The organism is Micromonospora purpureochromogenes (assembly GCF_900091515.1).
Classification (GTDB): Bacteria; Actinomycetota; Actinomycetes; order Mycobacteriales; family Micromonosporaceae; genus Micromonospora; species Micromonospora purpureochromogenes.
The window spans coordinates 2,000,328-2,016,736 of the sequence record NZ_LT607410.1 but is presented as its reverse complement, the minus strand read 5'-3'; the positions used below and the strand labels follow the sequence as shown (position 1 = coordinate 2,016,736).

Here is a 16,409-nt window from a genome sequence, read left to right as displayed (position 1 = left end):
ACGGTCACAGCGCAGGCCGTCACATCGCCGCCGCCGGGTTCCGTCGTACGGGTGAATTCGTACCTGCTGAGGGAGGCCGAGATGACTCGGATCGACATGGCAAAGGTGGCGCCGGAGGCGTACCGGGCGGTGTTCGCGATGGAGAAGTACGCCCAGGCGAACGTCGACCACACCGTGCTGGAGCTGGTGAAGCTGCGGGCGTCGATGCTCAACGGCTGCTCGTTCTGCGTGGACATGCACAGCCGGGACGCGCTCGCCGCGGGCGAGGACAGCCGCCGGCTCTTCGCCGTCGCCGCCTGGCGGGAGGCGCCGTTCTTCGACGAGCGGGAGCGGACCGCGCTGGCGCTGACCGACGCGGTCACCCAGCTCGGCCAGCACGGCGTGCCGGACGAGGTGTGGGACGCCGCCGCCAAGGTGTGGTCGGAGAAGGAGCTGGCCGACCTGATCATCGCGATTGCGACAATCAACGTGTGGAACCGGATCAGCGTGACCAGCCGGACCCAGCCGCCGCTCGAGGTGTGACCACCAGCGGAGCGGCGCAGGCGGCCGGTGCGCTCACCGCGCACCGGCCGATGCTGCTCGGGCTGGCGTACCGGCTGCTGGGCAGCCTGCACGACGCGGAGGACGTGCTCCAGGAGGCGTACCTGCGCTGGCTCGACGTGGACCGGGAGTCGGTGGCCGAGCCGCGCCGGTACCTGTCCCGGGTGGTGACCCGGCTGGCCCTGGACCGGCTGCGCGCCCGCCAGGCCGCCCGGGAGACGTACGTCGGGCCGTGGCTGCCCGAGCCGGTGCCGACCGAGCCGTCCCCGTTCGGCCCGCTGGACAGCGCCGAGCTGCGGGACTCCGTGTCGATGGCGCTGCTGCACCTGCTGGAACGGCTCACCCCGCCGGAGCGCGCGGTCTACGTGCTGCACACCGCGTTCGCCGTGCCGTACGCCGAGATCGGCGACATCCTGGACCGGTCGGCGGCCGACTGCCGGCAGTTGCACCATCGGGCGGTCGCCCGGCTGGCCGAGGGCCGTCGGCGGTTCAACGCCGACCGGGCCGAGCAGCGGCGGCTGCTGGAGGCCTTCCTGGCCGCCGCCCGCGACGGCGACCTGCGCCGGCTCACTGAGCTGGTGGCGACCGACGCGGTGGCCTGGACCGACGGCGGCGGCGCGGCTCGGGCGGCGCGCAACCCGGTGCGCGGCGCGGACCGCATCGCCCGATTCTTCGCCGGCATCTACGCCCGGCCGCGCGCCGTGACGGCGACGCCCGCCGAGCTGAACGGCCAGCCGGCGCTGCTGATCCGCTGGTCCGACGGGGCCCGCTACACGCTGACCGTGGCCACGGCCGACGGGCGGATCACCGGGTTCTACCTGGTTGGCAACCCGACGAAGCTGTCCCGGCTCCCGGCCTGAGACAGCGGACGGCCCCGACCCGGTCCGGGTTCGGAGCCGGCGGCGTTCAGCCCAGCTCGGGGAACCAGAGGCCGATCTCGCGCTTGGCGCTGTCGGTGGAGTCCGAGGCGTGCACCAGGTTCTCCCGGTTGGACAGGGAGAGGTCGCCGCGGATGGTGCCGGCGGCGGCCCTGCGGCCGTCGGTGGCGCCGACCAGCCCGCGCACCACGTCGATCACCTGGTCGCCGGCGAGGATCAGGGCGACCAGCGGACCGCTGGTCATGAAGTCCTTCAGCGGCGGGTAGAACGGCTTGTCGACGTGCTCGGCGTAGTGCTGGTCGGCCAGCGCGGCGTCCATCGTCCGGGTCACCATGGCGTCGATCCGCAGGCCCTTGCGCTCGAAGCGGGAGATGATCTCGCCGACCAGGCCGCGGCGGACCGCGTCGGGCTTGATCAGTACGAGCGTGCGCTCATCCGGGCTGCTGCTGGACACGCTGAGTTCCTCCTGTGCGCGGAAGACGGCCGGGCTGGGTACGGTCAGCCTAGCGACCCGGTACCGGCGTCGGCGCGGCGGCTGCTCCTTCCAGCGGCCGCCGATCCCGCCTAGCCTGGTCCTGACCCCTGGGAGGTCCACTGTGGCGAATGGCGGGAACCGCACCATCGCGCCGGTACGCAAGCTGATCGCCGCGGTCCTCGGCACCGTGGCGACGTTCGTGGTCCTGTTCGGGCTGGGCATGACCAGCTGGGCGATCGTGGCCCTCGGCGCGGCCCTGCTGGTGCTGGCGATCGCCCTGGCCACGGTCCGCGGCGGCGGGCGCACCTGGGTGATCGGCGTCGGGCACGTGCACAGCGCCTCCGAGCCACCCACCCAGTACGCCTTCGGCCGCTGCGAGCTGCAGCTGGTGATCGACGCGCCGGGCCTGCCGCCCCGCTCCAAGAAGATCATCGAGCCGCGGGTGCCGGTGTCCAAGTGGCCCTCGCTGGGGCAGACGCTGCCGATCCGGGTGGCCCTGGATGACCAGCGGCACGTCCGGGTGCTCTGGGACGAGGTGCCCACCCACGCGGAGAGCGCCGCCGCCGGCGACCTGCCGCCCGAGTACGCCGACGCCGAGCCGGTCGACGAGGTGCTCATCGTCCAGGAGGCCCCGCCGTGGGCCGGCCGGACGCCCGACGACGACTTCCACGACGACCTGCGCGACGAGTTCCGCGACCCGCCCCCGGCCGACCCGCTGCGCCCCGAGCCGGTGGTGCTGCCCGACGAGCGTGAACCGGTGGTGGTGCACCAGCGCCCCGGCGGCCCGGTGGTGCTCGAGGGCACCCTGGTCGAGCCGTCGCCGGGCGGCGGGCTGCCGCGCCGGGCGGCCACCACCCCGTCCCCCCGCCCGCCGGTGGACGAGCGCTTCGACGCCCCGGTGGTCGACCCGGTGGACGTGCCGCTGGACGACCCGGAGCCCCGGGACCGGCTCGACCCCGACGAGCTGGACGAGGCGATCTTCGGGTACGACCCGGCGGCGGACCCGGTCGACGAGGCCGCCCCGATCAGCGGGGTCGGGCTGACCCTGCTGGTCACCGACCTGTCCCGGTCGCTGGACTTCTACCGGTCGCTGGGCTTCGACGAGATCGACCGGGGCGCCGGCAACGCGGTGCTCGCCTCCGGCGCCACCCGCCTGGTGCTGCGGGAGGTCACCGGCGCCGCCCCGATCAGCCGCCGGCTGGTGCACGTCAACCTGGAGGTGGACGACATCGACGCGGCCTACCGGCGGCTGAAGGACTCCGGGGTGAAGTTCACCTACGCGCCCCGGGTGGTGAACCGGGGCACCAAGCTGGAGGTCTGGGCGGCTGCCTTCCGCGACCCGGACGGGCACGGCATCGCGCTCACCCAGTGGCGGGAGCGCGCCGACGCCTGACGCCCGGCTCAGCCGAGGATGACCCGGCGGACGTGCAGGGCGTACGCCCAGACCAGCCCGAAGATGATCCCCAGCGCCAGCAGCGACCAGTGCAGCAGCCCGGAGAGCAGCAGCAGGCCCTGCACCGCCGTGCCGGCCTGCCAGGCCCAGGGCCGCCCCATCCGGCCGGCCAGCAGCACGCAGACGACGGCCAGCGCCACGATCGCCGCGATGGCCGCCCCGCTCAGGTCGCCGCCGACCACCCGGATGGGCTGGATGGCGAGCAGCAGCACCAGCGCCTCCAGGGCCAGCGTCCCCGCGCCCAGGCCGCGTACCGCCTTGTCGGGGTTGCGCAGCCCGGACCGCCGCTCCCCCGGCGCGCCCGGGTCGGCGACCGGTTCGCGGCGGTCCTCGTCGGGGGCGCTCATCGCTTGAGCAGCCGTCGGGCGTCGGCGACGGTCACCACCGAGCCGGTGACCAGCACCCCGACCCCGGCCAGCTCACCGGGCACGTCGGACTCGGCCTCGGCGACGGCCGCCTCGATGGCGTCCGGCATCTCGTCGGCGACCTCCACCCGATCCGGCCCGAACACCTCGCGGGCCAGCGCGGCCAGCTCGTCGGCCGGCATCGCCCGGGGCGAGCTGTTGCGGGTCACCACCACCGAGTCGAGCACCGGCTCCAGCAGCTCCAGCAGGCTGCCCGCGTCCTTGTCGGCCAGCACGGCGAGCACGCCGACCAGCTTGCTGAACGCGAACTCCTCCTGCAACGCGGTGACCGTGGCGGTCATCCCGTGCGGGTTGTGCGCCCCGTCCAGCAGGATCGTCGGGGCGGTACGCACCTTCTCCAGCCGGCCCGGTGAGCTGGCCGTGGCGAAGCCCTCCCGGACGGCCTCCACGTCGAGCTGCCGCTTCGTCCCGGCCCCCAGGAACGCCTCGACGGCGGCGAGCGCCACCGCCGCGTTCTGCGCCTGGTGCGCGCCGTGCAGCGGGATGAACACCTCCTCGTACACGCCGCCGAGGCCCTGGATGGTGAGCACCTGCCCGCCGACGGCGACGGCCCGGCGCAGCACCCCGAACTCGGTGCCCTCCCGGGCGACGGTCGCGCCGACCTCGAGGCAGCGCTCCAGGATCGGGCGGGCCGCCTCGTCGTCCTGCGCGGCGCAGATCACCGTGGCGCCGGGATGGATGATCCCGGCCTTGTGCAGGGCGATGTCCTCCAGGGTGTCGCCCAGCCACTCGGTGTGGTCCAGCCCGATCGGGGTCAGCACGGCCACCCCGGCCTGGAGCACGTTGGTGGCGTCCTCGGCCCCGCCGAGCCCCACCTCGACCACCGCGACGTCGACGGGCGCGTCGGCGAAGGTGGCGAAGGCCAGCGCGGTGGTCATGTCGAAGTAGGTCAGCGGCTCCGACGAGCGCTGGTCGACCAGCTCGGCCAGCGGCTTCACCTCGCGGTACATGGCGACGAAGCGGTCCTCGCTGACCGGCTCCCCGTCCAGGGCGATCCGCTCCCGCACCGTCTCCAGGTGCGGGCTGGTGTAGCGGCCGGTGTGCAGGCCGAAGGCGCGCAGCAGCGAGTCGATCATCCGGGCCGTGGAGGTCTTGCCGTTGGTCCCGGTCAGGTGGATCGACGGGTACGCCCGCTGCGGGCTGCCGAGCAGGTCGAGCAGGGACTCGATGCGGTCCAGCTCGAAGACCATGCGGGTGAAGCCCCGCCCGGCCAGCTCGGCGTCGACGTCGGCGAACTCGGTGCGATCGGTGCGATCGGTGCGGTCGGTCACGAGGAAAGCGCCTCCAGGGCGGCGTCGATACGGATCAGGTCAGCCTCGGCCACCGCCAGCCGGTCGCGGATCTTGGCGACCACCGGTTCGGGGGCCTTGCCGACGAAGGCGGGGTTGTCGAGCTTCGCCCGGGCCTGCGCGACCTCCTTCTCGGCCGCCGCGCGGTCCTTGGTGAACCGGGCCCGCTCGGCCGCCACGTCGATCGAGCCGCGGGTGTCCAGCTCGACGCTGACCTCGCCGGGCATGGCGAGGGTGGCGCTGGCCTGGAAGTCGCCGGCCGGGGCATCGAGCCGGACCAGAGAGCGGATCAGCGGCTCGTGCGCCGCGATCCCGGCCACGGCCAGGCCGTCGAGCCGGGCCGCGACCCGCTGGGTCGGGCGCAGCCCCTGGTCCGAGCGGAACCGCCGGATCTCGGTCACCACCCGCTGAACGGTGCCGACCTCGCCCTCCGCGGCGTCGTCGACCCGGGTACGGTCGGCCACCGGCCAGGCGGCCGTCATCACCGTCTCGCCGCCGGTGAGCGCGATCCACAGCTCCTCGGTGACGAACGGGATGACCGGGTGCAGCAGCCGCAGCAGCTGGTCCAGCACGTGCCCGAGGACCCGTCGGGTGGCCTCGGCCGCCGGCCCGCCCTCGGCGAGCACCGGCTTGCTCAGCTCGACGTACCAGTCGCAGACGTCGTCCCAGGCGAAGTGGTACAGCAGGTCGCAGACCTTCGCGAACTCGTACGCCTCGAACTGCTCGTCCACCTCGGCGGTGACGTGCGCCAGCCGGGACAGGATCCACCGGTCGACCGTCGACAGCTCGCTGGCGGGCGGCAGCTCCCCCTCGGTGTGCGCGCCGTTCATCAGCGCGAACCGGGTGGCGTTCCAGAGCTTGTTGCAGAAGTTCCGCGAGCCCTGGCACCACTCCTCGCTCACCGGCACGTCCTGGCCGGGGTTGGCGCCCCGGGCCAGGGTGAACCGGGTGGCGTCGGCGCCGAACCGGTCGATCCAGTCCAGCGGGTCGACCACGTTGCCGAACGACTTGGACATCTTCTTGCCGTGCTCGTCGCGGACCATGCCGTGCAGGGCGACCACGTCGAACGGCTGCCGGCCGTCCATCGCGTACAGGCCGAACATCATCATCCGGGCGACCCAGAAGAAGAGGATGTCGTAGCCGGTCACCAGGACGCTGGTCGGGTAGAACTTCGCCAGGTCCGGGGTCTGCGCCGGCCAGCCGAGGGTGGAGAACGGCCACAGGCCGCTGGAGAACCAGGTGTCCAGGACGTCCTCGTCCTGGTGCCAGCCCTCGCCGGTGGGCGGCTGCTCGTCGGGGCCGACGCAGACGATCTCGCCGGCCGGGCCGTACCAGACCGGGATGCGGTGACCCCACCAGAGCTGCCGCGAGATGCACCAGTCGTGCATGTTGTCGACCCAGGCGAAGTAGCGCTTGGCCAGCTCGGCGGGCTCGATCTTCACCCGGCCGTCGCGCACCGCGTCCCCGGCAGCCTTCGCCAGCGGGGCGGTGTTGACGAACCACTGCAGCGACAGCCGGGGCTCGACGGTGGTCTTGCAGCGGGAACAGTGCCCGACCGCGTGCACGTAGGGCCGCTTCTCGGCGACGATCCGCCCCTGCTCGCGCAGCGCGGCGACGATCGCCGGACGGGCCTCGTACCGGTCCAGGCCCTGGAACGGGCCGTGGGCGGTGATGACACCACGCTCGTCCATGATCGTCAGCGCGGGCAGGTCGTGGCGCTGGCCGATCTCGAAGTCGTTGGGGTCGTGCGCCGGGGTCACCTTCACCATGCCGGTGCCGAAGCTCGGGTCGACGTGCTCGTCGGCCACGATCGGGATCCGCCGGTCGGTCAGCGGCACGGCCACCTCGGTGCCGATGAGGTGCTGGTAGCGGGCGTCGTCGGGGTGCACGGCCACCGCGGTGTCACCGAGCATCGTCTCGGCCCGGGTGGTGGCCACCACCACCTCGTCGCTGTACCGGATCGAGATGAGCTCGCCCTCGTCGTCGGTGTGCTCCACCTCGATGTCGGAAAGCGCGGTCAGGCAGCGCGGGCACCAGTTGATGATCCGGTTGGCCCGGTAGATGAGCCCGTCGTCGAAGAGCTTCTTGAACATGGTCTGCACGGCCCGGGACAGGCCCTCGTCCATGGTGAAGCGCTCGCGGTCCCAGTCGACCGCGTCACCGAGGCGGCGCATCTGGCCGAGGATGGCCCCGCCGGACTCCGCCTTCCACTGCCAGACCCGCTCGACGAACTTCTCCCGGCCCAGGTCGTGCCGGGACAGCCCCTCGCCGGCGAGCTGCCGCTCGACCAGGTTCTGGGTGGCGATGCCGGCGTGGTCCATGCCGGGCAGCCACAGCGCCTCGTACCCCTGCATCCGCTTACGCCGGTTCAGGGCGTCCATCAACGTGTGCTCGAACGCGTGGCCCATGTGCAGGGAGCCGGTGACGTTGGGTGGCGGGATGACGATGGTGAACGGGGGCTTGTCGCTCTGCGCCGACGCCCGGAAGTGGCCGGCGGCTACCCACTGCTCGTACCGTCGCTGCTCTACCTCGCCGGGCTGGTACTGGCCGGCAAGGGTCGGGGCGTCGGGGCGTCGGGCATCCAGTCTCTCGGTCACCCTGAAAGTCTACGGAGCGCTTCCGCGGACCCGACGTGCGCCACCTGTCATTCGCGTACGGTGGCGGACATGTCCGACGCACATCTCACGGAGCGTCAGCTCGACGAGGGGCCCGACCCGGTCGATCTGACCGACGAGCCGATCCAGCTGAGCCACCGGGACCCGGCGAGCGACCCGGTCCGCCGGGCGCCGGCTTCCCGCCGTCGACGGATCGTCCTGGCCGCGGCGCTCGCCGTGGGCCTGGCCGGCGCCGCAGCCCTGGGCACCGCCGGCTGGCGGGTGGCGCAGCAGAAGGACACCCGGCTGAGTTCCCCGGAGCGGGTCGCCGGGCTGACCCGGGACGACTCGGAGCGGGCCCGCAGCACGGCGGACTACCTGCGCAGCGGGTTCGCCGCGGACATCGACCTGGACGCCACCTTCGGCACCGTGTACCGGGACCCGGCGGACGAGACCCGCGCGGTGCTGCTCTTCGGTGGCACGACGCTGCTGTGGCAGCCGGAACGCGACCTGGACAGCCTCTTCGACCTGATGGCCGACGAGACCGGCCGGGTGGCCGGGCTGCACGAGGTGCCCGCCGGCAAGCTGGGCGGGGTGATGAAGTGCGGCACCACCAGCGGGGACGGCGGTGACTTCGCGATCTGCGGTTGGGCGGACCACGGCAGCGCCGCGATGGCGATGTTCCCCAGCCGCTCCGTCGACGACGCCGCCGGCCTGTTCCGTCAGATCCGCGAGGGCGTCCAGACGCGCGACTGACCCCGTCGCGAAAGGGCCGTGGCGTCGCTTCACGCCGCGGCCCTTCTTCGTGTACGGCTCGCGCCGGCGCGATTCCGGGGCTGGATATACCAATCAGGGCCACCCCGGAAAAAGGGTGGCCCTGATTGAATGGTTGTCCGGCGGTGTCCTACTCTCCCACACCCTCCCGAGTGCAGTACCATCGGCGCTGGAGGGCTTAGCTTCCGGGTTCGGAATGTTACCGGGCGTTTCCCCTCCGCCATGACCGCCGTAACTCTATCGACATGTCAAACAACTCGACCAGCTTCTGCTGGGTGTTGTTCGTTTGTCGGGAGTTGCACAGTGGACGCGTAGCAGCTTTGTAGTCAAGTCCTCGGCCTATTAGTACCGGTCAACTGAACCCGTTACCGGGCTTACATTTCCGGCCTATCAACCCAGTCGTCTAGCTGGGGGCCTTACCCCACCAAAGGTGGGTGGGATACCTCATCTTGAAGCGAGCTTCCCGCTTAGATGCTTTCAGCGGTTATCCCTTCCGAACGTAGCTAACCAGCCGTGCCCCTGGCGGGACAACTGGCACACCAGAGGTTCGTCCGTCCCGGTCCTCTCGTACTAGGGACAGCCCTTCTCAAGTATCCTACGCGCACGGCGGATAGGGACCGAACTGTCTCACGACGTTCTAAACCCAGCTCGCGTACCGCTTTAATGGGCGAACAGCCCAACCCTTGGGACCTGCTACAGCCCCAGGATGCGACGAGCCGACATCGAGGTGCCAAACCATCCCGTCGATATGGACTCTTGGGGAAGATCAGCCTGTTATCCCCGGGGTACCTTTTATCCGTTGAGCGACACCGCTTCCACTCGCAAGTGCCGGATCACTAGTCCCGACTTTCGTCCCTGCTCGACCTGTCAGTCTCACAGTCAAGCTCCCTTGTGTACTTGCACTCAACACCTGATTGCCAACCAGGCTGAGGGAACCTTTGGGCGCCTCCGTTACCCTTTAGGAGGCAACCGCCCCAGTTAAACTACCCACCAGACACTGTCCCTGAACCGGATAACGGTCCGAAGTTAGATACCCAAATCAACCAGAGTGGTATTTCAAGATTGCCTCCACCCATACTGGCGTATGGACTTCACCGGCTCCCACCTATCCTACACAAGCTAATTCGGATACCAATGTCAAGCTATAGTAAAGGTCCCGGGGTCTTTCCGTCCTGCCGCGCGTAACGAGCATCTTTACTCGTAATGCAATTTCGCCGGGCCTGTGGTTGAGACAGTGGGGAAGTCGTTACGCCATTCGTGCAGGTCGGAACTTACCCGACAAGGAATTTCGCTACCTTAGGATGGTTATAGTTACCACCGCCGTTTACTGGCGCTTAAGTTCTCCGCTTCGCCCCGAAGAGCTAACAGGTCCCCTTAACGTTCCAGCACCGGGCAGGCGTCAGTCCATATACATCGAATTACTTCTTCGCATGGACCTGTGTTTTTAGTAAACAGTCGCTTCCCCCTGCTCTCTGCGGCCATACAACGCTCCACCCGCGTGGGGCTTCACGTCTCCGGCCCCCCTTCTCCCTAAGTTACGGGGGCAATTTGCCGAGTTCCTTAACCACAGTTCGCCCGATCGCCTCGGTATTCTCTACCTGACCACCTGTGTCGGTTTGGGGTACGGGCCGCTAAGAACTCGCTAGAGGCTTTTCTCGGCAGCATAGGATCACTGACTTCACCTGAATCGGCTCGGCATCACGTCTCAGCCTTCATGCACCACGGATTTGCCTATGGTGCGGCCTACACGCTTACCCCGGCACAACCACCGGCCGGGCTCAGCTACCTTCCTGCGTCACCCCATCGCTTGACTACTACCCACCAGGTTCCCACGCTCCCTCGGATCAGTCCGAAGACCTCACCAAGTTCGGGTGGTTAGCACAGCGAGGTTCGTCAGGGTCGCTCTTTCGCGGGTACGGGAATATCAACCCGTTGTCCATCGACTACGCCTCTCGGCCTCGCCTTAGGTCCCGACTCACCCAGGGCGGATTAGCCTGGCCCTGGAACCCTTGGTCATCCGGCGGAAGGGTTTCTCACCCTTCTTTCGCTACTCATGCCTGCATTCTCACTCGTGCCGCGTCCACAACTGGGTCACCCCGCTGCTTCACCCGCGGCACGACGCTCCCCTACCCATCCACACACCTGCACAAGGAATCAAGTCCAAGCGAGGTTGAAATGTGAATGCCACAGCTTCGGCGGTGTGCTTGAGCCCCGCTACATTGTCGGCGCGGAACCACTTGACCAGTGAGCTATTACGCACTCTTTAAAGGGTGGCTGCTTCTAAGCCAACCTCCTGGTTGTCTATGCGACCCCACATCCTTTTCCACTTAGCACACGCTTAGGGGCCTTAGCTGGTGATCTGGGCTGTTTCCCTCTCGACTACGAAGCTTATCCCCCGCAGTCTCACTGCCGCGCTCTCACTTACCGGCATTCGGAGTTTGGCTGATTTCGGTAAGCTTGTGGGCCCCCTAGACCATCCAGTGCTCTACCTCCGGCAAGAAACACGCGACGCTGCACCTAAATGCATTTCGGGGAGAACCAGCTATCACGGAGTTTGATTGGCCTTTCACCCCTAACCACAGGTCATCCCCCAACTTTTCAACGTTGGTGGGTTCGGCCCTCCACGCGGTCTTACCCGCGCTTCAGCCTGCCCATGGCTAGATCACTCCGCTTCGGGTCTAGAGCATGCGACTGAATCGCCCTATTCAGACTCGCTTTCGCTACGGCTCCCCCACACGGGTTAACCTCGCCACATGCCACTAACTCGCAGGCTCATTCTTCAAAAGGCACGCCGTCACCCCGTAAGGCTCCGACGGATTGTAGGCGAACGGTTTCAGGTACTATTTCACTCCCCTCCCGGGGTACTTTTCACCATTCCCTCACGGTACTTGTCCGCTATCGGTCACCAGGAAGTATTTAGGCTTACCAGGTGGTCCTGGCAGATTCACGGCAGATTTCAGGGGTCCGCCGCTACTCGGGAACACCCACAGAAGGTCAGCAACTTTCACCTACCGGACTTTCACCGTCTACGGTCAGCCATTCCAGACTGTTCGACTAGCCACTGACTTTGTAACTCCTCGAACAAGTGTCAGCTTGTTCAGCAGGGTCCCACAACCCCGACCACGCAACCCCTGACAGGTATCACACGCAGCCGGTTTAGCCTCAATCCGCTTTCGCTCGCCACTACTCACGGAATCACTAATTTGTTTTCTCTTCCTACGGGTACTGAGATGTTTCACTTCCCCGCGTTCCCTCCATACACCCTATGTGTTCAGGTGCAGGTGACACCACATGACTGGTGCCGGGTTTCCCCATTCGGACACCCTGGGATCACAGCTTGGTTGACAGCTCCCCCAGGCCTATCGCGGCCTCCCACGTCCTTCATCGGCTCCTGGTGCCAAGGCATTCACCGTTCGCCCTTGACAACTTGACCACAAAGATGCTCGCGTCCACTGTGCAATTCTCAACAAACGACCAACCCACAACCAGATCCGCCCCACACCAAACCCGACGATCCGCCGGCGGTATGCGAGGCCAGGTCATGCCTGGCAACCATCCCCACCACTCACGGCGGGGGTCATGGTTCTGAAAGACAACCATCGGTTGTTCTTTCAGGACCCAACAGGGTGCTCTGCGTTCCTCCCCAGCCGCACCAGGACACCGTTCCCACCACCCCGAGGGGCAGCTGTACTAGATGATCCCGGCCGTTGCCGAGCACGAACTCGCCAGTGTCTCCGCCATTGAGCACCCCGCCACCACATTCGGATGGCGCGGGCTCCTCACACCCTTTCGGGTGAAGGTGCTCCTTAGAAAGGAGGTGATCCAGCCGCACCTTCCGGTACGGCTACCTTGTTACGACTTCGTCCCAATCGCCAGCCCCACCTTCGACGGCTCCCTCCCACAAGGGGTTGGGCCACCGGCTTCGGGTGTTGCCGACTTTCGTGACGTGACGGGCGGTGTGTACAAGGCCCGGGAACGTATTCACCGCAGCGTTGCTGATCTGCGATTACTAGCGACTCCGACTTCACGGGGTCGAGTTGCAGACCCCGATCCGAACTGAGACCGGCTTTTTGGGATTCGCTCCACCTCACGGTATCGCAGCCCATTGTACCGGCCATTGTAGCATGCGTGAAGCCCTGGACATAAGGGGCATGATGACTTGACGTCATCCCCACCTTCCTCCGAGTTGACCCCGGCAGTCTTCGATGAGTCCCCGCCATAACGCGCTGGCAACATCGAACGAGGGTTGCGCTCGTTGCGGGACTTAACCCAACATCTCACGACACGAGCTGACGACAGCCATGCACCACCTGTGACCGCCCCCGAAGGACCTCACATCTCTGTGAGTTTTGCGGCCATGTCAAACCCAGGTAAGGTTCTTCGCGTTGCATCGAATTAATCCGCATGCTCCGCCGCTTGTGCGGGCCCCCGTCAATTCCTTTGAGTTTTAGCCTTGCGGCCGTACTCCCCAGGCGGGGCGCTTAATGCGTTAGCTGCGGCACAGGGAACCGGAGAGGCCCCCCACACCTAGCGCCCAACGTTTACAGCGTGGACTACCAGGGTATCTAATCCTGTTCGCTCCCCACGCTTTCGCTCCTCAGCGTCAGTATCGGCCCAGAGACCCGCCTTCGCCACCGGTGTTCCTCCTGATATCTGCGCATTTCACCGCTACACCAGGAATTCCAGTCTCCCCTACCGAACTCTAGCCTGCCCGTATCGACCGCAGGCTTGGGGTTGAGCCCCAAGTTTTCACGGTCGACGCGACAAGCCGCCTACGAGCTCTTTACGCCCAATAAATCCGGACAACGCTCGCGCCCTACGTCTTACCGCGGCTGCTGGCACGTAGTTGGCCGGCGCTTCTTCTGCAGGTACCGTCACTTACGCTTCGTCCCTGCTGAAAGAGGTTTACAACCCGAAGGCCGTCATCCCTCACGCGGCGTCGCTGCATCAGGCTTCCGCCCATTGTGCAATATTCCCCACTGCTGCCTCCCGTAGGAGTCTGGGCCGTGTCTCAGTCCCAGTGTGGCCGGTCGCCCTCTCAGGCCGGCTACCCGTCGTCGCCTTGGTAGGCCATCACCCCACCAACAAGCTGATAGGCCGCGAGCCCATCCCAGGCCGAAAAACTTTCCACCAAACCTCATGCGAGGCCAGGTCATATTCGGTATTAGCCCCGGTTTCCCGGGGTTATCCCAAAGCCTAGGGCAGGTTGCTCACGTGTTACTCACCCGTTCGCCGCTCGAGTACCCCGAAGGGCCTTTCCGCTCGACTTGCATGTGTTAAGCACGCCGCCAGCGTTCGTCCTGAGCCAGGATCAAACTCTCCAACAAAAACTTGTCGAAAAACTGTCCTGACAACAAAAGTGTTGCCAAAGGAATCCCAACCAACAGCACTCCCGAAGAAGAACTGCCAGTCCGGGGTATAAATCATAATTGGCACTGGCTTTTCAAGCACCCTGTTGAGTTCTCAAAGAACAACCACACACCGTCCGAGCGCTCCACACCGTGGAACCCCCGTCCGGGGCAACCTCTCTAACTTACCCGGTCCTACTTTCGCTGTCAACCTCGTGTTTGAGGTGATCAACTGGGTCGGCCCGATCCACGCTGACGCTCACCGTACCCGGTGGTCGTTTCTGGCGTGGGAAGTCGGCAAGACCGGCCGATCGCCGCTTCGCGGCCACCCGCCCGGCTCCCTGCCGGCTTTCGCACTCTACTCGGTCGGTCTCGCGATCGCAACCCCGTCTCGGAGTGTCCCGCACCGCCGCGCCTCAGCCTCGCTCGGCGTCTCCGCCACGAGCCTGGTGCCCGCTCTCGGCCGGTTTGTCCGGCCTCCCGCGTGCAGAGAGAAAGTTACGCGGACTGGCCCGGAGAAGGCAAATCAATGATCGTCATTGGCGCATCGCGGCTGCCGTCCGGCGCCGCGCCGGCGTACCCGATCGGATCGGCGCGCCGGCCGGCCGGCGGCGTGCCAGAGTGGCTGCCATGGATCCCGTGTCCCGGTCCCCGGCGGTCACCCTCGCCGACGAAGCGCTGCTGGGACTCCTGGCGCCCTTCTGGCAGCTGGTGATCGCCGCGGTCGTGCTCGCCGCGGTCGTGCTGTCCACCGCCCGGCTGGCCCGGCGCGGCCGATCCCGGATGACCACCGCGTTGCTCGTCACCGCCGCGGCGATCGTCGGCCTGACCGTGATCGGCGTGCTCGTCCAGGGATGACCGGCGCTCAGAGCCGCCGGTTGGCGAGGCTGGGCAGCTCGGTACGGATGGTGTGCAGGCGGTCGAGGTCCAGGTCGACCACGGTCAGGCCGGGGCCGTCGGGCACCTGACCGAGCACCGTCCCCCACGGGTCGACCACCATGCTGCGCCCGAAGCAGGTGCGCTCCGGCTCGTGGTCACCGATCTGACCGGCGGCGGCCACGAAGCACTGGTTCTCGATGGCCCGCGCCCGCAGCAGCACCTCCCAGTGGTCCCGGCCGGTGTGCATCATGAACGCGGCCGGCACGACCAGGAGCTGCGCTCCGCCGTCGACGGCCAGCAGCCGGTACAGCTCGGGGAAGCGCAGGTCGTAGCAGATCGACAGACCGACCCGCAGACCCTCGACGTCGACCACCACCGGCTGGTCGCCCGGCGCGACCGTCGCCGACTCGAGGTACGACACCCGCCCCGGTATCTCCACGTCGTACAGGTGGATCTTGCGGTAGCTGGCGGCGAGCGCACCGGAGCGGTCGAACACCAGCGAGGTGTTCCAGGTGTGCGCCGGATCCGGGCCGGCCTCGTGGAACGAGCCCGCCACCACCCAGATGCCGAGCCGCTCGGCGACGCCGGCGAAGAAGGTGCCCACCGTGCCGTCCACCGGCTCCGGCTCCGGCATCGCCTTGCCGGGGCCGAGGTAGTCGACGTACTCCGGGAGGACCGCGAGATCCGCGCCGGCCGCGGCGGCCCGGACCAGCAGGGCCTCGGCGGCGACCAGGTTGGCCGCCCGGTCGTCGCGGGCGTTGAGCTGGCAGACGGCGACGCGCATGGAGATCAGGGTACGGGCGGACGACGGCCGGCGACAGCGTCAGACGCTGGCGAGCACCAGGGCGCCGGCGGCGAACCCGAGACCGGCCAGCTGCACCGGCCGGAGCCGCTCCCGGTCCACCGCGAGCGCGAGCAGCACGGTGCTGGCCGGGTAGAGCGCCGCGATCGCGGCGACCACGCTCAGGTGGCCACGGGCCGCGGCGGCCAGGTAGAGCGCGTTCGCCGCGCTGTCGAGCAGGCCGGCGGCGGCCGCCCAGCCGAGTACCCGCGGACCGATCCGCAGGCGCACGCCGGTGCCGACCGCGAGTGCGACACCGAAGGCGATGGAGCTGAGCCGCAGCGCCAGGACCGGCCACATGCCGGCGGCCGAACCGGCCTGGCCGAGCAGGGCGAAGAACACGCCGAAGAGCGCGCCGGCGGTGAGGGCCAGCCCGATCACCCGGGTGGACACCGCGCCGCGCGCGCCACCCTCGCCGAGACTCACCAGGGCGATGGCGAGTACGGCCAGCCCTGCCCCGCAGAGCGCGAGGGTGCCCGGCCAGCGGGCGGTCAGCAGCCCGGCGATGATCGGCACCACCGCGGCGGTGATCGCCGTGACCGGTGCCACCACGGCCATCATCCCGGCGGCGAGCGCCCGGTAGAGCAGCATCACCCCGGCGGCGCCGGCAACGCCCGCACCGAGCCCCCACGCCAGGTCGGCGGCGGTGGGGGTGCCGGGTACCACCAGCACCAGCAGGAGCAGCAGCGGCACGCTCAACACCTGGGAGACCACGGTGACGGCGACCGGGTCGGCGCGGCGGGACGCCTTGCCGCCGGAGAAGTCGGCCGTACCGAACGCGACCGCGGACACCGCCGCGAGCATGATGGGGAACATCGGACGGTCCTACCAGACGACGGGCGGACCCGGCCAGTGCGATCCCGTACCGAACGACGGCACGGCCACCAGTGGTGGCCGTGCCGTCGTCGTCAGT

The 16,409-nt window shown here is 68.1% G+C and carries 11 protein-coding genes and 3 rRNA genes; 5 read left to right on the top strand and 9 right to left on the bottom strand.

Annotated features, from left to right (window positions below; genetic code table 11):
- Positions 1 to 81 precede the first annotated feature (81 nt).
- Both GA0074696_RS09460 and sigJ read left to right on the top strand, forming a co-directional pair.
- Positions 82 to 522, top strand: coding sequence for a carboxymuconolactone decarboxylase family protein (locus tag GA0074696_RS09460; RefSeq protein WP_088964462.1), 441 nt, complete (start codon positions 82 to 84; stop codon positions 520 to 522).
- Entirely contained in the window at positions 519 to 1,400 is an 882-nt protein-coding gene (gene sigJ, locus GA0074696_RS09455) for an RNA polymerase sigma factor SigJ (protein WP_231925312.1), read from the top strand. The genes GA0074696_RS09460 and sigJ overlap by 4 nt, the downstream gene beginning before the upstream one ends.
- A gap of 46 nt (positions 1,401 to 1,446) precedes the next feature.
- Here the strand turns inward: sigJ and ndk are convergent, their stop codons facing one another.
- Positions 1,447 to 1,872 carry a nucleoside-diphosphate kinase gene (gene ndk, locus GA0074696_RS09450; RefSeq protein WP_088960739.1) on the bottom strand — a complete coding sequence of 142 codons (426 nt, stop codon included), beginning with the start codon at positions 1,870 to 1,872 and terminating at the stop codon, positions 1,447 to 1,449.
- A gap of 142 nt (positions 1,873 to 2,014) precedes the next feature.
- On the opposite strand from ndk, the gene GA0074696_RS09445 reads away from it, so the two are divergent.
- Positions 2,015 to 3,286 carry a VOC family protein gene (locus GA0074696_RS09445; protein WP_088960738.1) on the top strand — a complete coding sequence of 424 codons (1,272 nt, stop codon included), beginning with the start codon at positions 2,015 to 2,017 and terminating at the stop codon, positions 3,284 to 3,286.
- An 8-nt stretch (positions 3,287 to 3,294) separates the two neighbouring features.
- Here GA0074696_RS09445 and GA0074696_RS09440 read toward each other — a convergent pair whose 3' ends face one another.
- The 3 genes from GA0074696_RS09440 to GA0074696_RS09430 all read right to left on the bottom strand — a co-directional run bounded on the left by GA0074696_RS09440 (position 3,295) and on the right by GA0074696_RS09430 (position 7,657).
- Positions 3,295 to 3,693 (bottom strand): DUF4233 domain-containing protein, encoded by a 399-nt coding sequence (locus GA0074696_RS09440; protein ID WP_088960737.1) that lies wholly within the window; start codon positions 3,691 to 3,693, stop codon positions 3,295 to 3,297.
- Positions 3,690 to 4,961, bottom strand: coding sequence for a bifunctional folylpolyglutamate synthase/dihydrofolate synthase (locus GA0074696_RS09435; protein ID WP_231925417.1), 1,272 nt, complete (start codon positions 4,959 to 4,961; stop codon positions 3,690 to 3,692). The genes GA0074696_RS09440 and GA0074696_RS09435 overlap by 4 nt, the downstream gene beginning before the upstream one ends.
- A 77-nt stretch (positions 4,962 to 5,038) precedes the next feature.
- On the bottom strand, positions 5,039 to 7,657 hold the full coding sequence (locus GA0074696_RS09430) for a valine--tRNA ligase (protein WP_088960735.1): 2,619 nt from the start codon (positions 7,655 to 7,657) through the stop codon (positions 5,039 to 5,041).
- 69 nt (positions 7,658 to 7,726) lie between these two features.
- Here GA0074696_RS09430 and GA0074696_RS09425 point away from each other — a divergent pair, with 69 nt between their 5' ends.
- On the top strand, positions 7,727 to 8,410 hold the full coding sequence (locus tag GA0074696_RS09425) for a hypothetical protein (RefSeq protein WP_088960734.1): 684 nt from the start codon (positions 7,727 to 7,729) through the stop codon (positions 8,408 to 8,410).
- Positions 8,411 to 8,545: 135 nt separating this feature from the next.
- Here the strand turns inward: GA0074696_RS09425 and rrf are convergent.
- From rrf to GA0074696_RS09410, 3 genes are all read right to left on the bottom strand, one after another.
- A 5S ribosomal RNA gene (gene rrf, locus GA0074696_RS09420) occupies positions 8,546 to 8,662 on the bottom strand.
- A gap of 88 nt (positions 8,663 to 8,750) precedes the next feature.
- A 23S ribosomal RNA gene (locus tag GA0074696_RS09415) occupies positions 8,751 to 11,861 on the bottom strand.
- A 377-nt stretch (positions 11,862 to 12,238) separates the two neighbouring features.
- Positions 12,239 to 13,755: ribosomal RNA gene (locus GA0074696_RS09410) — 16S ribosomal RNA — on the bottom strand.
- Together the 16S, 23S and 5S rRNA genes form the textbook arrangement of a ribosomal RNA operon.
- A 651-nt stretch (positions 13,756 to 14,406) precedes the next feature.
- Between GA0074696_RS09410 and GA0074696_RS09405 the strand changes: the two genes are divergently transcribed.
- Positions 14,407 to 14,634 carry a hypothetical protein gene (locus tag GA0074696_RS09405; RefSeq protein WP_088960733.1) on the top strand — a complete coding sequence of 76 codons (228 nt, stop codon included), beginning with the start codon at positions 14,407 to 14,409 and terminating at the stop codon, positions 14,632 to 14,634.
- 7 nt (positions 14,635 to 14,641) lie between these two features.
- On the opposite strand, the gene GA0074696_RS09400 is transcribed toward GA0074696_RS09405, so the two are convergent.
- Complete coding sequence (locus GA0074696_RS09400) at positions 14,642 to 15,439, bottom strand: carbon-nitrogen hydrolase family protein (protein ID WP_088960732.1); 798 nt, start codon at positions 15,437 to 15,439, stop codon at positions 14,642 to 14,644.
- A gap of 39 nt (positions 15,440 to 15,478) precedes the next feature.
- Positions 15,479 to 16,312: a DMT family transporter gene (locus tag GA0074696_RS09395; RefSeq protein WP_088960731.1), complete on the bottom strand. Its 834-nt coding sequence runs from the start codon at positions 16,310 to 16,312 to the stop codon at positions 15,479 to 15,481.
- Positions 16,313 to 16,409 lie beyond the last annotated feature (97 nt).

Bases quoted from the DNA above. Each gene is read 5' to 3' on its own strand.
- GA0074696_RS09440 (WP_088960737.1), bottom strand. From the start codon at position 3,693: ATGAGCGCCCCCGACGAGGACCGCCGCGAACCGGTCGCCGACCCGGGC.
- GA0074696_RS09405 (WP_088960733.1), top strand. From the start codon at position 14,407: ATGGATCCCGTGTCCCGGTCCCCGGCGGTCACCCTCGCCGACGAAGCG.
- GA0074696_RS09460 (WP_088964462.1), top strand. From the start codon at position 82: ATGACTCGGATCGACATGGCAAAGGTGGCGCCGGAGGCGTACCGGGCG.
- GA0074696_RS09400 (WP_088960732.1), bottom strand. From the start codon at position 15,439: ATGCGCGTCGCCGTCTGCCAGCTCAACGCCCGCGACGACCGGGCGGCC.
- GA0074696_RS09435 (WP_231925417.1), bottom strand. From the start codon at position 4,961: ATGGTCTTCGAGCTGGACCGCATCGAGTCCCTGCTCGACCTGCTCGGC.
- GA0074696_RS09395 (WP_088960731.1), bottom strand. From the start codon at position 16,312: ATGTTCCCCATCATGCTCGCGGCGGTGTCCGCGGTCGCGTTCGGTACG.
- GA0074696_RS09425 (WP_088960734.1), top strand. From the start codon at position 7,727: ATGTCCGACGCACATCTCACGGAGCGTCAGCTCGACGAGGGGCCCGAC.